The organism is Spirochaetia bacterium 38H-sp (genome assembly GCA_039023545.1).
Taxonomy (GTDB): domain Bacteria; phylum Spirochaetota; class Spirochaetia; order Winmispirales; family Winmispiraceae; genus Rarispira; species Rarispira pelagica.
The window spans coordinates 305,231-324,375 of the sequence record JBCHKQ010000002.1; the positions used below are offsets into that span (position 1 = coordinate 305,231).

17 protein-coding genes, 1 tRNA gene and 1 CRISPR repeat array (1 of these 19 cut by a window edge) are annotated in these 19,145 nt (G+C 41.3%); of the genes, 9 read left to right on the forward strand and 9 right to left on the reverse strand.

Going from position 1 to position 19,145, the window contains the following annotated elements; all coding sequences use genetic code 11:
- Positions 1 to 87: 87 nt before the first annotated feature.
- From WKV44_05305 to WKV44_05325, 5 genes are read left to right on the forward strand one after another with little or no spacing between them, the layout of a single operon-like run.
- Positions 88 to 1,566: a nucleoside-diphosphate sugar epimerase/dehydratase gene (locus WKV44_05305; protein ID MEM5947953.1), complete on the forward strand. Its 1,479-nt coding sequence runs from the start codon at positions 88 to 90 to the stop codon at positions 1,564 to 1,566.
- A 57-nt stretch (positions 1,567 to 1,623) separates the two neighbouring features.
- A complete protein-coding gene (locus tag WKV44_05310; GenBank protein MEM5947954.1) occupies positions 1,624 to 2,802 on the forward strand; it encodes a DegT/DnrJ/EryC1/StrS aminotransferase family protein in 1,179 nt (392 codons plus the stop codon).
- Positions 2,802 to 4,808 carry a molybdopterin cofactor-binding domain-containing protein gene (locus WKV44_05315; GenBank protein ID MEM5947955.1) on the forward strand — a complete coding sequence of 669 codons (2,007 nt, stop codon included), beginning with the start codon at positions 2,802 to 2,804 and terminating at the stop codon, positions 4,806 to 4,808. Before WKV44_05310 ends, WKV44_05315 begins: the two co-directional genes overlap by 1 nt.
- On the forward strand, positions 4,808 to 5,293 hold the full coding sequence (locus tag WKV44_05320; protein ID MEM5947956.1) for a 2Fe-2S iron-sulfur cluster-binding protein: 486 nt from the start codon (positions 4,808 to 4,810) through the stop codon (positions 5,291 to 5,293). Before WKV44_05315 ends, WKV44_05320 begins: the two co-directional genes overlap by 1 nt.
- Positions 5,247 to 6,104, forward strand: coding sequence for an FAD binding domain-containing protein (locus tag WKV44_05325; protein MEM5947957.1), 858 nt, complete (start codon positions 5,247 to 5,249; stop codon positions 6,102 to 6,104). The genes WKV44_05320 and WKV44_05325 overlap by 47 nt, the downstream gene beginning before the upstream one ends.
- A 17-nt stretch (positions 6,105 to 6,121) precedes the next feature.
- On the opposite strand, the gene udk is transcribed toward WKV44_05325, so the two are convergent.
- From udk to WKV44_05355, 6 genes are all read right to left on the reverse strand, one after another.
- The gene (udk, locus tag WKV44_05330) at positions 6,122 to 6,727 is read right to left on the reverse strand and encodes a uridine kinase (protein ID MEM5947958.1); all 606 of its coding nucleotides are present in this window, start codon (positions 6,725 to 6,727) and stop codon (positions 6,122 to 6,124) included.
- A 340-nt stretch (positions 6,728 to 7,067) separates the two neighbouring features.
- A complete protein-coding gene (locus WKV44_05335; GenBank protein ID MEM5947959.1) occupies positions 7,068 to 8,000 on the reverse strand; it encodes a hypothetical protein in 933 nt (310 codons plus the stop codon).
- Between the two features lie 452 nt (positions 8,001 to 8,452).
- On the reverse strand, positions 8,453 to 9,907 hold the full coding sequence (locus tag WKV44_05340; protein ID MEM5947960.1) for a glycoside hydrolase family 30 beta sandwich domain-containing protein: 1,455 nt from the start codon (positions 9,905 to 9,907) through the stop codon (positions 8,453 to 8,455).
- 200 nt (positions 9,908 to 10,107) lie between these two features.
- The gene (locus tag WKV44_05345) at positions 10,108 to 11,388 is read right to left on the reverse strand and encodes an O-acetylhomoserine aminocarboxypropyltransferase/cysteine synthase family protein (protein MEM5947961.1); all 1,281 of its coding nucleotides are present in this window, start codon (positions 11,386 to 11,388) and stop codon (positions 10,108 to 10,110) included.
- A 33-nt stretch (positions 11,389 to 11,421) separates the two neighbouring features.
- On the reverse strand, positions 11,422 to 12,345 hold the full coding sequence (gene cysK / locus WKV44_05350; GenBank protein ID MEM5947962.1) for a cysteine synthase A: 924 nt from the start codon (positions 12,343 to 12,345) through the stop codon (positions 11,422 to 11,424).
- 18 nt (positions 12,346 to 12,363) lie between these two features.
- A complete protein-coding gene (locus WKV44_05355; GenBank protein ID MEM5947963.1) occupies positions 12,364 to 12,780 on the reverse strand; it encodes an Rrf2 family transcriptional regulator in 417 nt (138 codons plus the stop codon).
- A gap of 139 nt (positions 12,781 to 12,919) precedes the next feature.
- Between WKV44_05355 and WKV44_05360 the strand changes: the two genes are divergently transcribed.
- Positions 12,920 to 13,219, forward strand: coding sequence for a putative quinol monooxygenase (locus WKV44_05360; GenBank protein MEM5947964.1), 300 nt, complete (start codon positions 12,920 to 12,922; stop codon positions 13,217 to 13,219).
- Positions 13,220 to 13,279: 60 nt separating this feature from the next.
- Here the strand turns inward: WKV44_05360 and WKV44_05365 are convergent, their stop codons facing one another.
- Positions 13,280 to 14,479, reverse strand: coding sequence for an OmpA family protein (locus WKV44_05365; protein MEM5947965.1), 1,200 nt, complete (start codon positions 14,477 to 14,479; stop codon positions 13,280 to 13,282).
- 124 nt (positions 14,480 to 14,603) lie between these two features.
- Between WKV44_05365 and WKV44_05370 the strand changes: the two genes are divergently transcribed.
- From WKV44_05370 to WKV44_05380, 3 genes are all read left to right on the forward strand, one after another.
- Positions 14,604 to 14,676, forward strand: a tRNA-Phe gene (locus WKV44_05370).
- Positions 14,677 to 14,761: 85 nt separating this feature from the next.
- On the forward strand, positions 14,762 to 15,661 hold the full coding sequence (locus WKV44_05375; GenBank protein MEM5947966.1) for a CBS domain-containing protein: 900 nt from the start codon (positions 14,762 to 14,764) through the stop codon (positions 15,659 to 15,661).
- A gap of 2 nt (positions 15,662 to 15,663) precedes the next feature.
- Positions 15,664 to 16,971, forward strand: coding sequence for an ArsB/NhaD family transporter (locus WKV44_05380; GenBank protein ID MEM5947967.1), 1,308 nt, complete (start codon positions 15,664 to 15,666; stop codon positions 16,969 to 16,971).
- Positions 16,972 to 17,114: 143 nt separating this feature from the next.
- On the opposite strand, the gene WKV44_05385 is transcribed toward WKV44_05380, so the two are convergent.
- Positions 17,115 to 18,170, reverse strand: a complete 1,056-nt coding sequence (locus tag WKV44_05385; protein ID MEM5947968.1) for a 3-deoxy-7-phosphoheptulonate synthase — start codon at positions 18,168 to 18,170, stop codon at positions 17,115 to 17,117.
- A gap of 53 nt (positions 18,171 to 18,223) precedes the next feature.
- Positions 18,224 to 18,568 (reverse strand): ArsC/Spx/MgsR family protein, encoded by a 345-nt coding sequence (locus tag WKV44_05390; protein ID MEM5947969.1) that lies wholly within the window; start codon positions 18,566 to 18,568, stop codon positions 18,224 to 18,226.
- Between the two features lie 177 nt (positions 18,569 to 18,745).
- Positions 18,746 to 19,145: direct repeats of the CRISPR family, unit length 29 nt; unit sequence CTTTAAATCCCATATTTGGTGGCTAAAAC; it runs 1,847 nt beyond the window's last position.

The window sequence follows — 19,145 nt, forward strand, 5'->3', positions numbered from 1 at the left end:
AGAAGTATTTAACATAATATATGAGTTGCAGCTCATCTTGCTCTGTGATAGTCTCTTATTATAGATTAGGTTACGGATGGTGTTGATATGAGCAGAGATAAGCAGCACAGGATATATATAATAGGTGCCGGTATTGCAGGTACTGCCATAGCAAGAGAGATTATGGATAAGGGGATATTCGGTACTGTTGCGGCTTTTCTTGATGATGATGCTGCTAAGATTGGCAAAAAGATTTTGGGAACACCGGTGCTGGGTCCCATAGATGATGTTCTGCCTGTTTTGGGTAATAAACAGGAGGACGAAGCTCTTATTGCCATGCCAGGTGCTCAGCGTTCTGTGTTAAAAAATATATATTTCAGTCTCAAATCTGTGGGTTTCAGACGGATAAGGATTCTTCCAACTGTTTCTCAGATTCTTGATGGTGATGCTCACTTGATACAGACAAAAGAAGTGGATCCTGTTGATATTCTTCCCCGCGAGCCTGTTACACTCAATTTGTCCGAGGCTCTTGCCTACCTCAGGGGAAAGCGAGTTCTTATAACAGGTGCTGGAGGAAGTATAGGAAGCGAGCTTGCAAGGCAACTCCTATCGGGTGGAGTACAGAGGTTGTATCTTTTCGGTCATGGGGAAAATAGTATCTATGAGACAGAGAGAGAGCTTAGGTTACTGCAAAAAGAAGGGGTCGGAGAGAAGGCTGCTATTGTGCCTGTCATAGGGGAACTCCAGGATAGGGATTTTATGCGATATATTTTAAAGAAGCTTAAAGCCGATGTTGTTTTTCATTGTGCTGCCCATAAGCATGTTCCTCTTATGGAGGAGAATCCCGTAGAGGCTATAAAAAATAATGTTTTTGGCACCAAGAATATTGTGGATGCTGCACATGAGGCGGGTACGGAGCGTTTTGTTCTTGTGTCAACGGACAAGGCAGTGGAGCCTGTGAGTGTATATGGTTGTTCCAAGCGTATAGCAGAAGAGATTGTACTTTCTTCTTCCGGTTCTTCTTGTGCTTATATGGTTGTCAGATTTGGCAATGTGCTTGGTTCCAGAGGGAGTATTCTTCCGCTTTTTAAGAAACAAATTTTAACCGGAGGCCCGGTTACTATTACCAGCAAGAATGCTTCTAGATTCTTTATGACTATTCCAGAGGCTGCTTCTCTCATACTCAAGGCTGGCGGTGTTACAGAGAAGGGGGCTCTTTTTGTGCTGGAGATGGGTGAGCCTATAAGGATTGTTGACCTTGCAGAGCAGCTTATAAGGTTTTATGGTTTTGTTCCTTATGAGGATATTAAGATAGAGTATATCGGCCTTAGGCCTGGTGAGAAAGAGGAAGAGAAGCTTATTGCTTCCAATGAGTGTTTTGAGAGTACTCCTTATCCTGGTATTCTCAAGGTTGCAAGAATGGGGTCTTCTGCCCTAGATATTACTTCTCTTCTGGACAGGCTTTATCCTGTGTGTTTTCCCGTAGAAGGTAAATACGAGCTTTTTAGAAATAGAGATTTCTTAAAGTCTGTTCTTACTGAGTATTTTGAACATTATCGGGTTTTTTCCAACAATTTCGGAGGGTAAAAAGGGCACGAGCAAAGCTCCGTGCCCGTTCGGCATATTATTTTTTGGGGAGTGTTAATGGCTGAGAGGGGTTTTATTCCTTTTGCACGTCCTTGTCTTTCTGAGGAGGAAGAGCAGGCTGTTCTGCATGTGATGAGGAGCGGCTGGCTAACTACTGGTCCGGAGTCAGAAGCTTTTGAGCGCGAGTTTGCCGATTTCCTTGGGGTCAAGCATGCGCTCGCAGTGTCATCAGCAACGGCCGGTTTGCATCTGGGACTGGATGCTCTGGGTGCCAGAGAGGGGTCTTTTGTTGTGACTACTCCTTACACGTTTGCTGCTACAGCCGAGGTAGCACGACATGTGGGGGCCGAGCTTATTTTTTGCGATATAGATGAGGGTTCTATGTGCATTTCTGTGTCCGAGTTAGAGCGGGTGCTGGATAAGTATGCAAATCGTGTTGCTGCTATTGTGCCTGTGCATTTTGCAGGTAGAGGGGCGGATATGGAGGCTATTGTCAATCTTGCTGCCTCATGCGGGGCTTCTGTTCTGGAAGATGCGGCTCATGCTTTTCCTGTGCGATACGGAGAGAAGTTTCTGGGTGCGGCTGGAGATGCAGGGGTTTTTTCTTTTTATGCTACTAAGACGATTACTACCGGTGAGGGGGGAATGCTGGTAACGGATAGGGATGATGTAGCAGAGAGGGTTTCTCTTATGAGGTTGCATGGTATAGACAGGCGGGTTTGGGATAGATACACGAGCTCGCCTGGTGCGTGGTTTTATCAGGTGATAGAGGCGGGTTATAAGTACAATATGCCAGATTTGTTAGCTGCAATAGGAAGAGTGCAGCTAAAAAAGGCTGTGTTGTTTAAGAAAAAAAGAGAGAGAATCGCTCGCATTTACAGGGAAGCTCTTTCTGACAGGGATTATTTTATTCTCCCTGAGGATGCGGATGAGCACGCCTGGCATCTTTTTGTTGTGGGTATAGATGAGAACAGACTTTCTATCGGCCGTGATGAGTTTGTAAGACTTATGGCAGAAAAAGGCGTGGGATGTTCGGTTCATTTTATTCCGCTGTTCCTTATGCCTTATTATCGGAATAGGTACAATCTCAGTCCCGATGAATTTCCGGTATCTTATAGGGTGTATCTCCGCTCCTTTAGTCTGCCTATCTACCCTTCTCTATCCGATGAAGAGATATACAGGGTTATATCAAGTCTTAAGGAAATAGGAGACCGGTTTTACAGGAAGATATTATAATGTTAAACAGTGTGAGAAAGATTCTTACAGGTTCTGTACTTACTCCCGCAGACGTGGTCCTTCCGGACATGTTGGATATAGTCCTGTTGCGTTCTTCTAGAAGACATGCGGAAATAGAGGAAATAATTTTTCCAACGCACCCTGATCCTGATGTTGTAGTACTGGGAGCTTCTGATATCCCATCAGATAGCACTGTTATTTTGGAACAGTCTATTCCTCTCCTTGCAAAAAACAAGGTGTTTTATCAAGGACAGCCTATTCTGCTTGCATATTCCCGCGACAGAAACAGGGCAAAAGAAGAGATATCAAAAATACGGGTAAAATATAAGGAACTGCCTGCTGTTTTGTCCATAGATAATCCATCAGGAAATCAGATAGAGAATGTAAGAACAATAACCAGAGGTAAACCTGGAGATACAATAGATGGCAAAAAAATAGAAGGAAAAGTTTTTATATCCCAGGAGACAAAACCTCCCGTGGATGCCGACTGCAGCGTCGTATATCTACATAATGATACAGTAAACATTATTACGGATTGTCCTTGGCCTGCATTGCTCAGAACAGCCGTAGCTAAGGCCTGCAAGATAAAAGAGAATTCTATAATAATACACCAGTACAGCAGAGAAAATGCTTATGATGCAGATATCCTGAGCCCTATCATGGCATCCGTATATGCGGCTGTAATTGCAATAGGAACAAACCAACCAGCAAGGATTTTTATTCCGCCTATAGAAAGCAGTCTCTACGGCAGTAAAAGTCCTGCTATTTCTTTTTGCTACAAAGCTATAATAAATCAAAACACAATAAAAGAGCTATCTGTAACAGCATCAATAAATACAGGGTATATTGCTCCTTTTAGTAGAGAGATGGTGGAACGGTGTATTTCTCTTATCGTATCAAGATACAGATGTAAAAATATGACCATTACAGCAAGGACAGTAAGAACAAACATAACACCTACAGGTTTTTTTGCAGGTCTCATAGATTCTCAGCTATCTTCTGCACTTGAGACAATGATAGACAGCATAGCAAAAAAAGCCAATCTTGATCCTTATGAACTAAGACTATCACTGCTTACTGCAACGGGAAAAAAAACACATCCTGCAAAAGCAACACTGGAGATAATAAGAAAAAATACCGACTTTGCCAGAAAGATATACGCATATAATTATAACAAAGAGCATGGATATGTAAGAAAAGGTATAGGTCTCTCTTTGGCAAGCTCATGGCACGGCTTTATCACCATTCCGCCAAAACTAAAAAAATATACTCTCTCCCTCCTTATGGACGTTGATGGAACAATAATACTGGAGACACCATATGTTCCGGGTGATAAGCTGCTTCCTATGGAATGGAAAAAAACAATAAGCACTATGCTCAATACACCTATCGAAAAAATAAAACTGCATACAACTTTTGAGGGCTCAAGCAGTTCCTGCGCACCATCTTTTATGGGAAACAATATTGCAGGCATAACTCCTCTTATAGAAAAAATATGCAAAAAAACCCAGAAACAGCGTTTTAGAACCCCCCTCCCTATAGCCGTAAGAATAACACAATCGGAAAAAACAGATTATACCGGACCTTTGGGTTATATTATTCCACCCGTAAAAACCTCGTGGGCAAGCTGTGTTGCAGAGGTGAGTAAGAAAGAGACAGATATGTATCCCCAAATAGAAAAAATAAGCATAGTTATAGATGCAGGGAAAATAATAAATAAGAGACAATTAAAAAAAATAATACGACAAAACAGCATACTGGCATTAAAACAAAGCATAAGCAAAAATAAAGACCTGTCATCCAATCCCGAATCTTACCTTTTTGCAGAAGAAGCATTTATCAATACTGAAATAGACATAAAATTTGTAGCTAGCAACAGAATAACACCCCTACCGGCAGCAAATCTTCCTTTTTCGCTAATCCCTTCTGCAATAACAATAGCTCTATCACAGCTATACAATAAAGATATAAGCACTATCCCTGTCATAACAGGAGAGGAGGAATAATGCTTTTAACCTGCAAGATAGATAACATAGAGATAAAGAGAGAAACAAACCCTGCTATCAGTTTAAAAACTTTTCTTAAAGAAACACTCAAGATAATAAACATAAAAGGTAACTGTGATAAAGGATATTGTGGAAACTGTGGGGTTACTATATCGGGACAATATGCTCTCTCCTGCCTTGTTCCTGTTTTTATGATACAGAAAAAAGAAATATTCACAATACAGGGGTTTTCCACAACAGAAGAATACAAAGAAATAGAAAAGATATTTCTTGCAAAAAAAGTTTTTCCATGCCCAGCATGTGCTCCGGCCAGAATACTTCTCGCCCACAGCATACTTGAAAATGCTCATAATATAATGGAAGAAAAAAATATATCTGACCAGATATCAGGAATAAACTGCACCTGCATAAGTAAAAAAGACTATGCATCTGTGATACTTGAGATACAGAAAGAGAGAGAAAAAAGACATGATAAAACAAGATAACCTGCAAATATATTATCCAGGAGATCTCCAAGATGCACTTCTGCTTTATAACAAAAGACCGGAAGCAATACTTACAGCCGGCTCAGTCGAACTCTCAAGAACAGAAACATGGCAACATTATCAGGGACCTGTCATAGTTCTTGGGAATATAAGAGAAATAAAAAGAATCATAAAAACAGAACGCTATTTGGAGATAGGAGCAGGAAAAGCACTTAGCGCAATACTCTCCATTCCCTCCCCAAACATACCTCTTCTTCTCAAAAAAAGCATACTCCTTGGATGCCCTGCTCCCGCACGCACACAAGCTACAATAGGCGGAAACCTATGTATACCGGACAAAACCTATGATATACACGGAGCACTAACGCTTCTAAACGCAACAGCAGAGATAAGAAAAACAAACCATACAAGATGGATTCCTGTATCTGACATAAGAAATACAACAGGATTTACAACTCTGGAAGAAGGAGAAATCCTCACTAGAATAAGAATTCCTATAAGCAACTGGGAAATTCAAGAATATATAAAATTCCCCGGAGCCTTTACGACAGCAAGCATAAATCTCTATGGACTCGCCCATAAAGAAGACAATCTCATATCAGCAATACGAATAAGCATAAAAACTCCGTACAATCCCCCATACAGATATCCAGAAACAGAAAAATCAATGATAGGAAAAAGCTCACCACTTACAAAACACGAAATAACACAAATAACAAAAGAAATAGCAGAAAAAGTATCAGAAGAAGAACCAGAAGCAGACATAAGAACAATAACAAAACTTATATCTCACTTCCTGCAAAAAATATAACATCAAAAAACGCACAATCAAACCAAAGTTTTGAGATATGACAGAAGAACACCCAACGCATTCTCGTTATAACCACCCTCCGGTATGATAATATCCGCATAAATCTTGGTAGGCTCTATAAACTCATAATGCCCCGGCCGTACCATAGACAAATACTGCTCTATGACAGAATCAACAGTACGTCCTCTCTCTGCAATATCCCGCTTGAGCCTCCTTATAAAACGTATATCATCTGGAGTATCCACATAAATCTTAAGATCCAGCAAATCACGTATCCTGCTGTCAGTAAAAACCATAATCCCCTCAAAGATGATGAGACTATGCGGCTCTATAGTCCTAGTCTCCTTCTTACGCGTATGAGTTACAAAATCGTACACAGGCGCTTCAACAGCCTTACCCTGCTTAAGCCCAAGCAAATTGTTATAAATCCAATCCATATCAAAAGCATCCGGATGATCAAAATTAAACGCAGTAATATTATCATTACCAACATGCCCGGCAGACTTATAATAATTATCCTGAGCAATAAACACAAAATCATCAAAAACCTCTGTAATCTTCTTGACAATAGTAGTCTTACCGGACCCGGAACCGCCGCATATACCAATAATCTTTACATCCATAAAACACCCCGCAAACAATATAAAAAACTAATATCATAAATAATAAAATAATTAAACCATAAAATCAAAAAGAATTAATACCGAACGTCGTGACCGCTCAGACAAAGAAAAGCAAAACACAGGTCACTCCTGCCTCCGGCACAAAGAAAAAGTGCAAGAAAACAAGTCCTACAATAATAACAAGAATCATCCAAAATACAATATAAAAGCCGATTTTAACAGAACCTTACTTAGTACATCCTATAAAACAACAGGCAGAACCGCACACCATTAAAGCAGACAAAAAAACTGAGCGGTTCTACCGTTCGGTATATATAAAAAACACAAAATATGCTTTGCCCTATAAAATCTCTATCTTGATACGCCATCTTAACTTTTGGGAAGGAGCTATAGTCTCTACTGTTTTCCACTCATTGGCCGCAATCGCAAGAGAATCAGGAATTCCCGTACAAGGCTCAAGCCCCACATGATGAGCACCGCCGAGTCCCCGGTTTATCCAAATACCAAGATAAGGAATAACATCGGCATCCCAACTTATCTTAATAGAATCAGCCGTATTATCATTGCAAACAGAAGCCCAGCCGTGTTTCAAAGGTCCTGCAAAACCCTTAACACAAAGCTCACTACCATCCCCCGGAACCTGCAACCTATCAAGCCTTATACCAGAAAAAGGCTCAGGATAAGCCCATACATCACCTCTTTGTATGGGAACCCCAAGCCCCCCATCAAGCCTGATAAAATCTATCTCATCAGGAAGAACAAGATAATCCCCTTCTTTTATGCTCTTAAGAGGATGAAGACTCCATATAAAAGGCTCATCCTCTATTCCCCAATTTTCAAGCTTATAATCCAGCAAGAAAGAACCATCACTATCAATACTTATACAACGCTCAAAAACAAAAGGAGAAACATCCAGCACAACCCTTGAGCAAATAACTCCGCGCGCAAGGGCAGAAGAGTCAAGTTCCCACCCCTTATACCAAACCTCACCATGATCTGGCAACAGTCTTCCCTTAAAACAGCACGGTGCAACCGTAGGTATGCACTCATCAATTCCGGCCTGCGGACTCAATGCAAAGTCATCTCCCGCATTATTTTCCCACAACCAACCCTGCTTTTCCCTATGCCAAAGCCACTCCCTGCCAGACTTAAGCCCCACAAGACTGACAATACGCCCTCCAAGCTGGGGAACCATCAACAGCTCTGCCTGCCTACTTCTCAAGCCAACAGCAGAAAACCCTTCTATTATCCTATAAAAAACACCATATTCCATAACTATCCATAATTATGTTAACAAGTACCAACAATAGCAAGGCACAAAAAAAATTAATCACTCTTAAAACCATAACAAAAGTATAAAACAATTTTTAAAAACAAAACTTAAAATATCAAGTAAACACAAAAAGATGAGAAACAAATAAAATCCACTGACTTGCTGGGAAGCGCATTGATAATCCTTTCCTTATAATCAGGAAGCCCTGCATATCAAGCATACAAAATCGATAATTTTAAAAACAACAAAATCACAACTAAAACAAAATATACAAAAAATTAGCTCTCCTAAATTTTTATCGAACGCACAAGGACGCTAACGCGTCCTGTGCTGCCTCCGGCACAATAAAAAGCCGGCCATAACAGCCGGCAACACCCCGGAAGAGATAAGGAAAAAGCATGTTTTTGCCTATACAAACACCCCCTTAAGACTCCCCGAGGCTCTTCTTTTGCCTATTTTTCAAACGGCTTTACAAATATGCTAATCCCGGCGCCGGCAGGCATATCAACAGGTATCTTATTACCCTTTATACTTATTATACCCTTCTGGGAAGTAAAAAGAGGATTGAAAAGCACAACAACAATACTTCCATCCGGATTTTTAAAAGCTACGTGGTTAAAAAATCTACCCGCCCTGTCATTAGAATCTATCCGCACTGCCCCAGTTTTTACAAACTTAGAAAAATGTCCCAGAAAATACCATCCGGATTTTTTTTCTTTTATGCTGCCCTTTTGTGAAGCAGAATCAACCTCTATCTCTACAAGTCCATAATTAGCATTATTAGTAAAAACTATAGGTCCATTGTTCTGATCAAGAGCAATATTCCAAAGAATTAATGCAGAAGTATAATTTCTAAAAACATCAACAGCCTCTCTCATCCCTTCTCTAAAAGTACCAGAGAAACTACCTCCCCATATCCATCTTCCATTACCAGCTTCTGTCACCCACATTATTTTATCTCTGTATATTTTTGCAATCTCGCTCATTGCCTCTGGGCTACCTCCATAGTGATGCCAGGCAACACCATATATATTGTTTCTTGCAGAATCATGGGAAAGTATGCTTTTTACTGTCTCTATCCCATCCCAGTTATGGTCATAACAGAAGATTTTTACATTAAGGCCTGCAGAAATAAATGCTGGTGCCAAATACGTAGATATAAATTCTGCCTGTTCTTCAGCTGACATAAGCATTCCCGTATAAAGAGAAGGAGCATACTCTATCTCATTTTGAGGGGTTACAGCAGTAATTTTTATTCCTTCATTTTGATATGCCTGAATGAATTTTACAAAATAGTCGGCATACACTTGATAGCAATCACTTCTCAACCTACCCCCCTCCGAGCCTATAAGGCTTTTACCAGTCTTCATCCAGGCAGGAGGACTCCATGGAGATGCCATAATACGAAGACCAGGATTTATTTCTATAGCTTGTTTTAGAAGAGGGATTATATATTCTCGATCTCTTTCTATTGAAAAATGTGCGAGCTCAAAATCATCACTGTTGTCCTGAGTATCATCATAGGTGTATAAAGAGAGTGCAAAATCAGGTGCACCCATAGGCTGTCTAAGAAGACTTATCCCAAGCCCTTTATCCGGGTCAAAGAGTTCTCTCATAAGGGAGTTCCTCTCTTTGTCAGGAAGGCTTGAGAGCACGTAGGCAGAAGATTCTGTCATAGAAGCACCAAAACCATCGATTTTCTGATAACTCTTATTTTCATCTATGTTGATATAAAAATCAGCTTCATCAGTGAGAGCAGGTATTTCTATTTCTTCCAGATATTTGCCTTCATCCGGTGCAGTAATCCACATTTGGGTTTCTATTTCTTCTAATTTTCCCAGTGTAAAAATATTACTATAGGATACAAAAAACAACATCAAAAAGATGTTTTTAATGTGCAGCCTCATAATACACCCCTCCTTCTACGCTCTATGTTTTCGCAAACATAATAACACTGCTACTTTGCCGTGTCAAGAAAATATTTTCTATAATGATTTAAACACTATTTAATTAGAAATAATGGAGTCTTTGTTATGTGCTTTTGCCAAAGGCAGCAGGAGGACGCTGTTTAAGCGTCCTCCTGCGTTCGGTTTACTTGTTTTTAAATTTATTTTGCTGCAGCAAAGCCTTTTTTAAGATCGTCTATTATGTCATCTATGTTTTCTATGCCTACCGAAAGTCTTACAAGCGACGGGTCTATGCCTGCGGCTTTCTGCTGTTCTTCTGAGAGTTGCGAGTGCGTGGTGCTGGAGGGGTGTATTGCAAGTGACTTGGCGTCACCTACATTGGCAACGTGAGAAAAGAGTTCCAGTGAGTTGATAAACTTTTTGCCTGCCTCCAGTCCGCCTTTTATGCCAAAGACAACCATTCCTCCAAATCCGTTTTTGAGGTACTTGGTTGCGTTTTTATATGATTTATCACCAGCAAGGCCCGGATAGCGTACCCATTCTACCTGTGGGTGGTCTTTGAGAAACTCGGCGACTTTTGCTGCATTTTGGCTGTGTCTTTCCATGCGCAAGGGCAAGGTCTCTATTCCCTGCAGAAATATCCAGGCGTTGTCGGGGGAGATCGCTCCACCTAGGTTTCTAAGGGGAACTAGTCTCATCCTTAGTATGTATGCAAGCGGGGCAAGGTCGCCAAGGTCATGGGCGTATCTTAGTCCATGATAGCTATCATCAGGCTCATTGAGTGTGGAGAAGCGTGGGTTGTCCTTCCAGTTAAACTTGCCAGAGTCCACGACTATGCCGCCTATGGCTGTGCCATGTCCGCCTATCCACTTGGTAAGGGAGTGCACTACTATGTCTGCTCCGTGCTCTATGGGGCGTAGGAGACTTGGCGTTGTAAAAGTGGAGTCAACTATTAGGGGCAGGCCGTACTTGTGTGCAAGGTCTGCAAGAGCACCCAGATCGGGTAAATCCAGTGTAGGATTGCCTATTGTCTCCGTGTATACTGCTCTTGTCTTATCATTGATTGCAGCTTCAACCTCTGCAAGGTTATAAGGGTCCACAAATCTGACGGTTATACCATAATCGGGCAGAATGTTGTTAAACATCGTAAATGTTCCGCCATACAGATATTTGCTTGCTACAATCTCACTTCCATTTGTTGCTATATTGATTATAGAATAGAAAATAGCTGTTGTTCCCGAGGCGACTGCCAGTGCTCCAGCTCCGCCCTCAAGAGCCGTAATTCTCTGCTCAAGCACATCCTGAGTAGGATTCTGGAGACGCGTATAAATAAAGCCAAGCTCCTTGAGACTAAATAGATTTGCTGCATGTTCCGCATCTCGAAAAAGGTAAGAAGTTGTTCTGTGCACCGGATATGCACGGCTGGGTGGATTGTCTTCTCTTGACAGTCCAGCATGTAAAGCTAATGTTTCAAATTTCATTTTATCCTCCTGTGTTTTATGCGTATCGCACAATTATTCTTCAAAAAGCCATGTGCTCAGATAACGCTCACCAGTATCAGGCACAACAGCTACTATTGTTTTTCCCTTATTCTCTTGTCTTTTTGCAAGTTCTAAAGCTGCCCACACATTGGCACCTGCCGATACTCCTGCAAAGATTCCTTCTTTTTTTGCAAGCGCTCGGGAAACCTCGCCAGCATCCTCCGAGGCAACCTGCACTATCTCATCTATAATACCCGTATCCAGCACAGAGGGTATAAATCCTGCACCTATACCCTGTATAAGATGTGGTCCGGGCTGCCCTCCGGACAGTACGGGGGAATCCACAGGTTCAACCGCAACAAGTTTGATACTCTTGTTTTTTTCTTTAAAAAATCGGCCAGCTCCCGTTATTGTGCCACCTGTACCAACTCCTGCGACAAATATATCAACTCCGCCGTTAGTATCCTCCCATATCTCAGGACCGGTAGTCTTATAGTGAATCTCAGGATTAGCAAGATTCTCAAACTGTCTGGCAAGAAAGGCACTATCGCGTGTCTTGACGATTTCCTCAGCTTTCTTTACAGCACCACTCATACCCTCTTCTGCGGGAGTGAGAACAAGCTCCGCACCAAGCGCAGCAAGCAATCTGCGACGCTCTATACTCATGCTCTCAGGCATAGTAAGAACAACCTTGTAGCCCTTGACAGCACCAACATATGCAAGCGCAATACCAGTATTGCCGCTAGTAGCCTCCACTATAGTTGCACCTGGACGGATAAGCCCTTTTTTCTCCGCCTCCACTACCATAGAGTAGCCAATCCTGTCTTTAACGCTGGAAAGTGGATTAAAATACTCCAACTTTACCAAGACCTCGGCCTCAAGCCCTTCTGAGAGCCTGTTGAGCCTTACCAGCGGGGTTTTCCCCACCAGTTCCAAAACATTGTTATAAACTGCCATAAATCCTCCCTGGCATAATTAGATTACATAATTGAGAACACCTCTATCCTTCTTGATAAGAAGCAAAAGGTCAGAAAGACTCTGAGAAGAAAGCCGCTCTCTCAGATCCCGCTCAAGCTCTGTCCATATTGGCACATCCACAGCATCATCCTTGGCATCAGTATCAAAAACAACATAAGGCTCAAAAACCAGCATCACATCTAACAAGCTAATCCTCTCCGGCCTATCAGCAAGAAGATATCCGCCCGTTTTACCCTTGATGCTATCCACAAGCCCCTTAGCCCGCAACTGAGAAAAAATACCCTCCAGAAACTTCTCGGATATACCATGTCGTGCAGCAAGCTCCTTGACAGACACAGGTCCAGCAGCACCGTAACGCTCAGCCAAATCAAGAAGCCCCTGCAAAGCATATCTAATCTTGGAAGAAACCTTCATAACTTCTCCTATAGGAAAGATTGGTTATAATATAGGATAATAAACAAAAAAAGTAAAGTATTTTTCTCAACTTTTTTACATTTTTTATAACATTGTAGAATAACCCATCCGGCACTATAATAAAGACAAGGAGGCAACCATGTACGTAAAGCTAGTAAAAATGCAGGTAATACCCGGCAAAGAAGAAGAGTTTGAAACAATAAGCAAATACAATCAGGAAAACTCAATCAAAGAAAAAGACATAGTAAGATTTGACCTTTTAAGAAGCAAAGAAGAACCAGGCACATACATGTTCTACGAAGCCTATAGAACAAGAGAAGCAATAGAAGCACACAAAGAAACAGAACACTACAAAAAATGGAACACACAAACAGCAACCCTTTTGGCACGCCCCAGAGAAAGAGAAGAATGGACAATAATAGCACCAGAAAAACTATAAGCAACAAAACAGACCGAACGGGCTTGCCACAGTTCTGAGGCAAGCCCTGCCTGCGGCCGACTAGTTCTCAAGAATAATAATCTCAACACGACGATTTTTCTTTCTACCTTCTTCTGTCGCATTGCTTGCAACAGGACGCGTTGCACCGTACCCCTCTATCAGCATCTGCTCGGGAGACCTTACCCCAAGAGACAGCAAAAACTCAGCGACAGCCCTTGCCCGCTCTATAGACAACTTCTGTCTACCCTCAGCAGTACCAGCAAGCGCAGTATGTCCTGCAATCTTAAGATCCCTGTCTGGATACTTACGCAAAATTTCAGCAATCTTCTTTAACTTATCCTGTTCTGACGGTAAAAGCACAGCAGAATCAGGAGGGAACCTAATATTATCAAGAGTAATCTTTACCCCTTCCTCCGTGCTCTCAACAGAAGCATCGGGCACATCAAGCCTGTCTATATCCTTTTCCACAGCATCCACAACAGCTGCCTTATCCAGAGGACTTGCCCATACCACCTTTGCATTAGCCTTACCATCAAACTCAAAAACAGCACCATTGTTGAGAACAAGAGCAAAATAAAACTCCTCCCTATAAAACATATCCATACCACGCTCAACATCCCAATAATGCTCCTGACGAGAATATCCCCGTATCTCAACAGGAGCATCAGGACTGGAAACCTCAGCCTTTCTCCTATAAAACACAGGATACTCTGCATCAAACCGGTGCAAAACATTGCCATCCACAGAAACAGGCCCCACATAAATATAACTCACATTAACAGGAAACTTAAAAGGCTCCTTTATACCCAACTCATCAAAATAGTGCACCTCATATCCGCTTGCAGACCACACATCACCAGCCTCCAATTCTCTTCCAGGGAAAAGAGGAACATTCCTCACAATAGGATAACGATAAGAATCATCTATCTCCATATTTCCAAGCCTATCTATCCAGTACTCACTTACACTATCCTCCTGCTTATTAAACACAGAAAGAGAAAGTCCCGAGAACTCCTCTGCCGTAACATAAACAGCTTTGCAAAAAACCCTATTTCCCTCGGCCTTCTCTACAGAAATAGAACTCTTATTGAGAACACGCGCAAAATAAGACTGTCCACCCACAGATACAGTCTCTTCCACAAGCCCTACAACACGGTACATTTGACCCGCCGCAAGCCCATAAGCAAAATCAATAGAAAAAGCAAAAAAAGAAATAAAAGAAAAACACACAACACACAGAAAACGCTTAAACATAACCATGATACAAATTCTATCGACAAAAAGACACAAAAACCAAAATACGACAAAAACAACCTATAACAGATTTTTTTACACCAACACTTGACACAAAACAAAAAAGCTGATATATATCTGCACATAACGTGCCGCTGTAGCTCAGTCGGTAGAGCAGAGGACTGAAAATCCTCGTGTCCGCAGTTCGATTCTGCGCGGCGGCACAACCCCGCTTATGCGGGGCTTTTTTTTTTGCAAAAGCATTGCACAAAAAAAACCCCAATGCTATCCTCCCAAAAGGAGGATAAAATGAAACTTTCTAGTTATCTGTATCCCGAGTACATCAAGCTAGACTCAGCTGTATCAGACTTTGACCAAGCTGCTCTTATGCTGCTTGACTCGGTAAAGTCACTCATAAAAGAAAAAAACACACAAGAACTCCTTACCCTGGTAAAAGAAAGAGAAAAACAAGCACCAACAGTCTTTGATGACGGGCTCTGCGTACCACACCTAAGACTGGATAATTTTGACGACCACATAATAGCAATATGCATACCCAAAGAACCATTTATCTATGCAGAAAAAACAGTAAAAATAATGGTAATGATAATCTCATCCAAGGCAAAACCCTCTTCATATCTCAACACCCTAAGCGGAATAGCAAAACTAATAAAAAATCAGCAAATAAGACAAAAACTGCTGGATACAAAAAATGCAGACCAGTTAATAAACATAATAAAAGAAAACGACATAGAAGTAGAAAAAGGCATCACAGTAGCAGACATAATGAGCGACAAAGTAATAGCCGTACAAGAGGAAACATCATTAAAAGAAGTAATAGATCTCTTTGTAAAAAACCATACAAGCTTTATACCTGTTACTGACAATCACAACACTCTCCTCGGAGAAATCAGGATGTTTGACATCCTACAAATAGGATTACCACAATACACAAGCATGATAGGAAACCTGAGATTTCTAAAATCATTTGAACCCTTTGAAGAACTATTAAAGAAAGAAGAACAGCTTAAGGCAAAAGACATAATGAAAAAACCTCACCCACTTGTAAATCCTGACACAAGCATAATAGAACTTGCCTTTGAAATATCAAGAGAACAGAGAAGACACGTGGCAGTAGTCACAAAAGACAATAAACTTGCCGGCGTAGTCAGCATAATGGACATTTTGGACAAAGTATTGAGGGTATAATAATGGAAACAACATCAATAATATCACCTGCACACATATACATTGCAATAACAATATTTAGCGTACTCTACATCCTTATATCTCTAGAAAAAATCAACAAAACAATTCTTGCGCTCATAGGTGCAAGCCTCTTCCTCTTATCAGGACTCATAAGCCAGGACGCAGCCTTTTTAGAACACGTAGACTGGAACGTAATTCTGCTTCTCATAAGCATGATGGTGATAGTAGGAATAACAAAAGAATCCGGACTCTTTCAATACGTTGCACTAAAAACAGCAAAAATAACACGCGGTAACCCCGTATACATCCTAATCCTATTTGCACTCATCACAGCCTTCTTCTCAGCCCTTCTGGACAACGTAACCACAGTACTGATACTAACCCCCATAACAATACTCATAGCAGTTGAGCTGGGCATATCCCCCCTACCCTTTGTAATAAGTGACGCCATAGCATCCAATATAGGCGGCACAGCCACACTAATAGGAGACCCTCCCAACATCATGATAGGAAGCAAAGCAGGCCTATCATTTATGCAATTTATCACCAACCTAGGCCCCGTTATCCTTGTAATCATTACAGCATACATAGCATTTGCATGGCTCGTATTTGGCAGAAAAATGCACGTAAGCAACGAGAGAAGAGCCCGCATAATGGAAATTGACGAGACAAAAGCAATAACAAACAAAACACTACTCATAAAATCCCTAATAGTCATAAGCCTAGTAATAATAGGATTCTTCATCCATGGCGCACTTGGACTAGAACCCGCAACAATAGCCATGGCAGGCGCTGCCATCCTTATGCTCCTGACAGGAGAAGAAGAAGTAGACAAATTCTTTCACGAAGTAGAATGGGGCACAATATTCTTCTTCCTAGGCCTCTTTATAATGGTAGGAGCACTAGTAGAAGTAGGCGCAATAAAAATGCTTTCCCAATGGGTCCTCAAACTCACAGGAGGCGACATAAAACTAACCTCCATAGTAGTTCTCTGGTTCTCGGGAATATTCTCTGCAATAGTAGACAACATCCCCTACGTAGCAACAATGATACCCATGATAGACGGCATAGGACAAACCATAGGAGCGACAGCAATCCTTCCACTCTGGTGGTCGTTGGCACTTGGTGCATGCCTGGGAGGAAACGGCACATTAGTAGGCGCATCAGCAAACGTAGTAAGCGCAGGCATCGCAACAAAATCCGGCTACAAAATAAGCTTTATAGAATTCACAAAATACGGAGCAGGATTCACAATCATATCCCTAGCAATATCAATGCTCTACATAATGATAAGATACGTAGGCTTCTAAAAAAAACAAACCGAACGGTATAAGCGCGCCCCAAAAAGCACAGCACAAAAGAAAAGCGCGCTTATACCTGCCTACGGCAGAAAAGCAAAAAAGCCATCCTGCAAAACAGGACAGCCCCACAAACAGCACCAATAAAAAAACAATCAAAGAAGCTCATAAGCAGACATCACAAGCTCCTCTGTCTTATCCCAACCAATACACTCATCCGTAACAGACACACCATAGCGCAGCTTGGACAAATCATCAGGAATAGGCTGACACCCCTCATAGATATTACTCTCAAGCATAAAACCAATAAGAGAAGACCTCCCAGAAACACGCTGCTCAAGAAACGCCCTAAAAACCCTCTCCTGCCTCACATGCTTCTTACCAGAGTTAGCATGACTACAATCTATAACAATAGCCGGCTCAAACCCTGACTCCCTAAGCTTATCCTCTGCAGACTCCACAAACTCCTCATAATAATTGGGACCATGCTTACCACCACGCAAAATTATATGAGCATTACCATTTCCCGTAGTCCTTACAACAGCAGTACGACCATCCTGATCAATACCCAAAAAACTATGAGGAGAACTACAAGCCTTGAGGGCATTGACAGCAGTATCTATACTGCCATCAGTACTATTCTTAAACCCCACAGGCATAGAAAGACCACTTGCCATATCCCTGTGAGTCTGAGACTCAGTAGTACGCGCACCTATAGCAGCCCAAGAAATAAGATCTGCAATATACTGAGGAACAGTAGCATCAAGAAGCTCCGACCCAGCAGGAACCCCCATCTCATTTATCTTAATAAGAAGACGCCTTGCCTCTCTAAGACCAGTCTCAATATCCCATGAGCCATCAAGCCGCGGATCCATTATAAACCCACGCCATCCCAAAGTAGTCCTAGGCTTCTCAAAATACACCCTCATAACAAGAAAAAGCTTATCAGCCACCCTCTCCCTAAGCCTCTTAAAACGCTCCGCATAATCCAAAGCTGCATTCACATCATGGATAGAACAAGGCCCAATAAAACCAACAGGACGACTATCCCTCTTGGCAAGAATATCAACTATAGTATTTCTTGCAGCAACAACAGTCTCAAGAGCATCATTGGTTAAAGGAAGCTCCCTCTTAAGCTCCTCGGGAGAAACAATCCGCTCAATAGAAGATATATGAATATTCTCCGCTCTCTGCGACATCCTGGTAACCATACAAAACTCCTTATAAATTGATTCTACACAAAGAAACCTATACTTACAAGACCCTATACTTTAACAGACTCGCAAAAAACCTTCCAAGAACTCTCGTCAAAACCACAAGAATATCGCTGCCCGCACTTTACAACAGGAGTTTTAATAAGCTCAGGATACTCAACAATGAGTTCCTCTGTCTCAGCATCATAATAAGCAAACCTCTTCTTATAGACAGAACTATCCTTATCCAAAACATCATCACCCAGAAAAGAATATATCTTCTTAGCCTCCCCCCCTGACAAAGACCTCTCCCTAAGATCAAAAAACTGAGGATTAATCCCTCGTTCCTTAAAAAACCTTATAGCCTTCTGAGTAACCTTACACTTATTTGTACCATATATAACAATAGACATCATAACAACCTACCTTGTTTTATAACAATATTTTATAACAATAATATAGAAAAAAAACAGTATAAAAAAGCACCCTTATCAGCATTGATAACCTTATAAAACCTTTATTACATATTATTTCCCCTTATTCTGTCAATCTATGTTATATGATAACGATAAATACAGACAACAACAATTTTTCTCACTCTAACATATTTGGTGGCTAAAACTTTCTAAGAAATAAGAATAAAAAAAAGCAGGCCTAACTTTAAATCCCATATTTGGTGGCTAAAACTTGTCGGTGCACTTGCTAGTCCTATTGTGCTTGTGACCTTTAAATCCCATATTTGGTGGCTAAAACTGCGCAAGATGTAATTTCTTGTGTAACAAGCATTTGCTTTAAATCCCATATTTGGTGGCTAAAACCTTTGCTGCTGCTGTGGAGATTACGGCAGGTGAGAACTTTAAATCCCATATTTGGTGGCTAAAACAGGATGGACGGTTGCGCATGAGCAGGCATTGCATGACCTTTAAATCCCATATTTGGTGGCTAAAACTATGAAAATAAAAAACTATTTTAAAGACATAAACAACTTTAAAT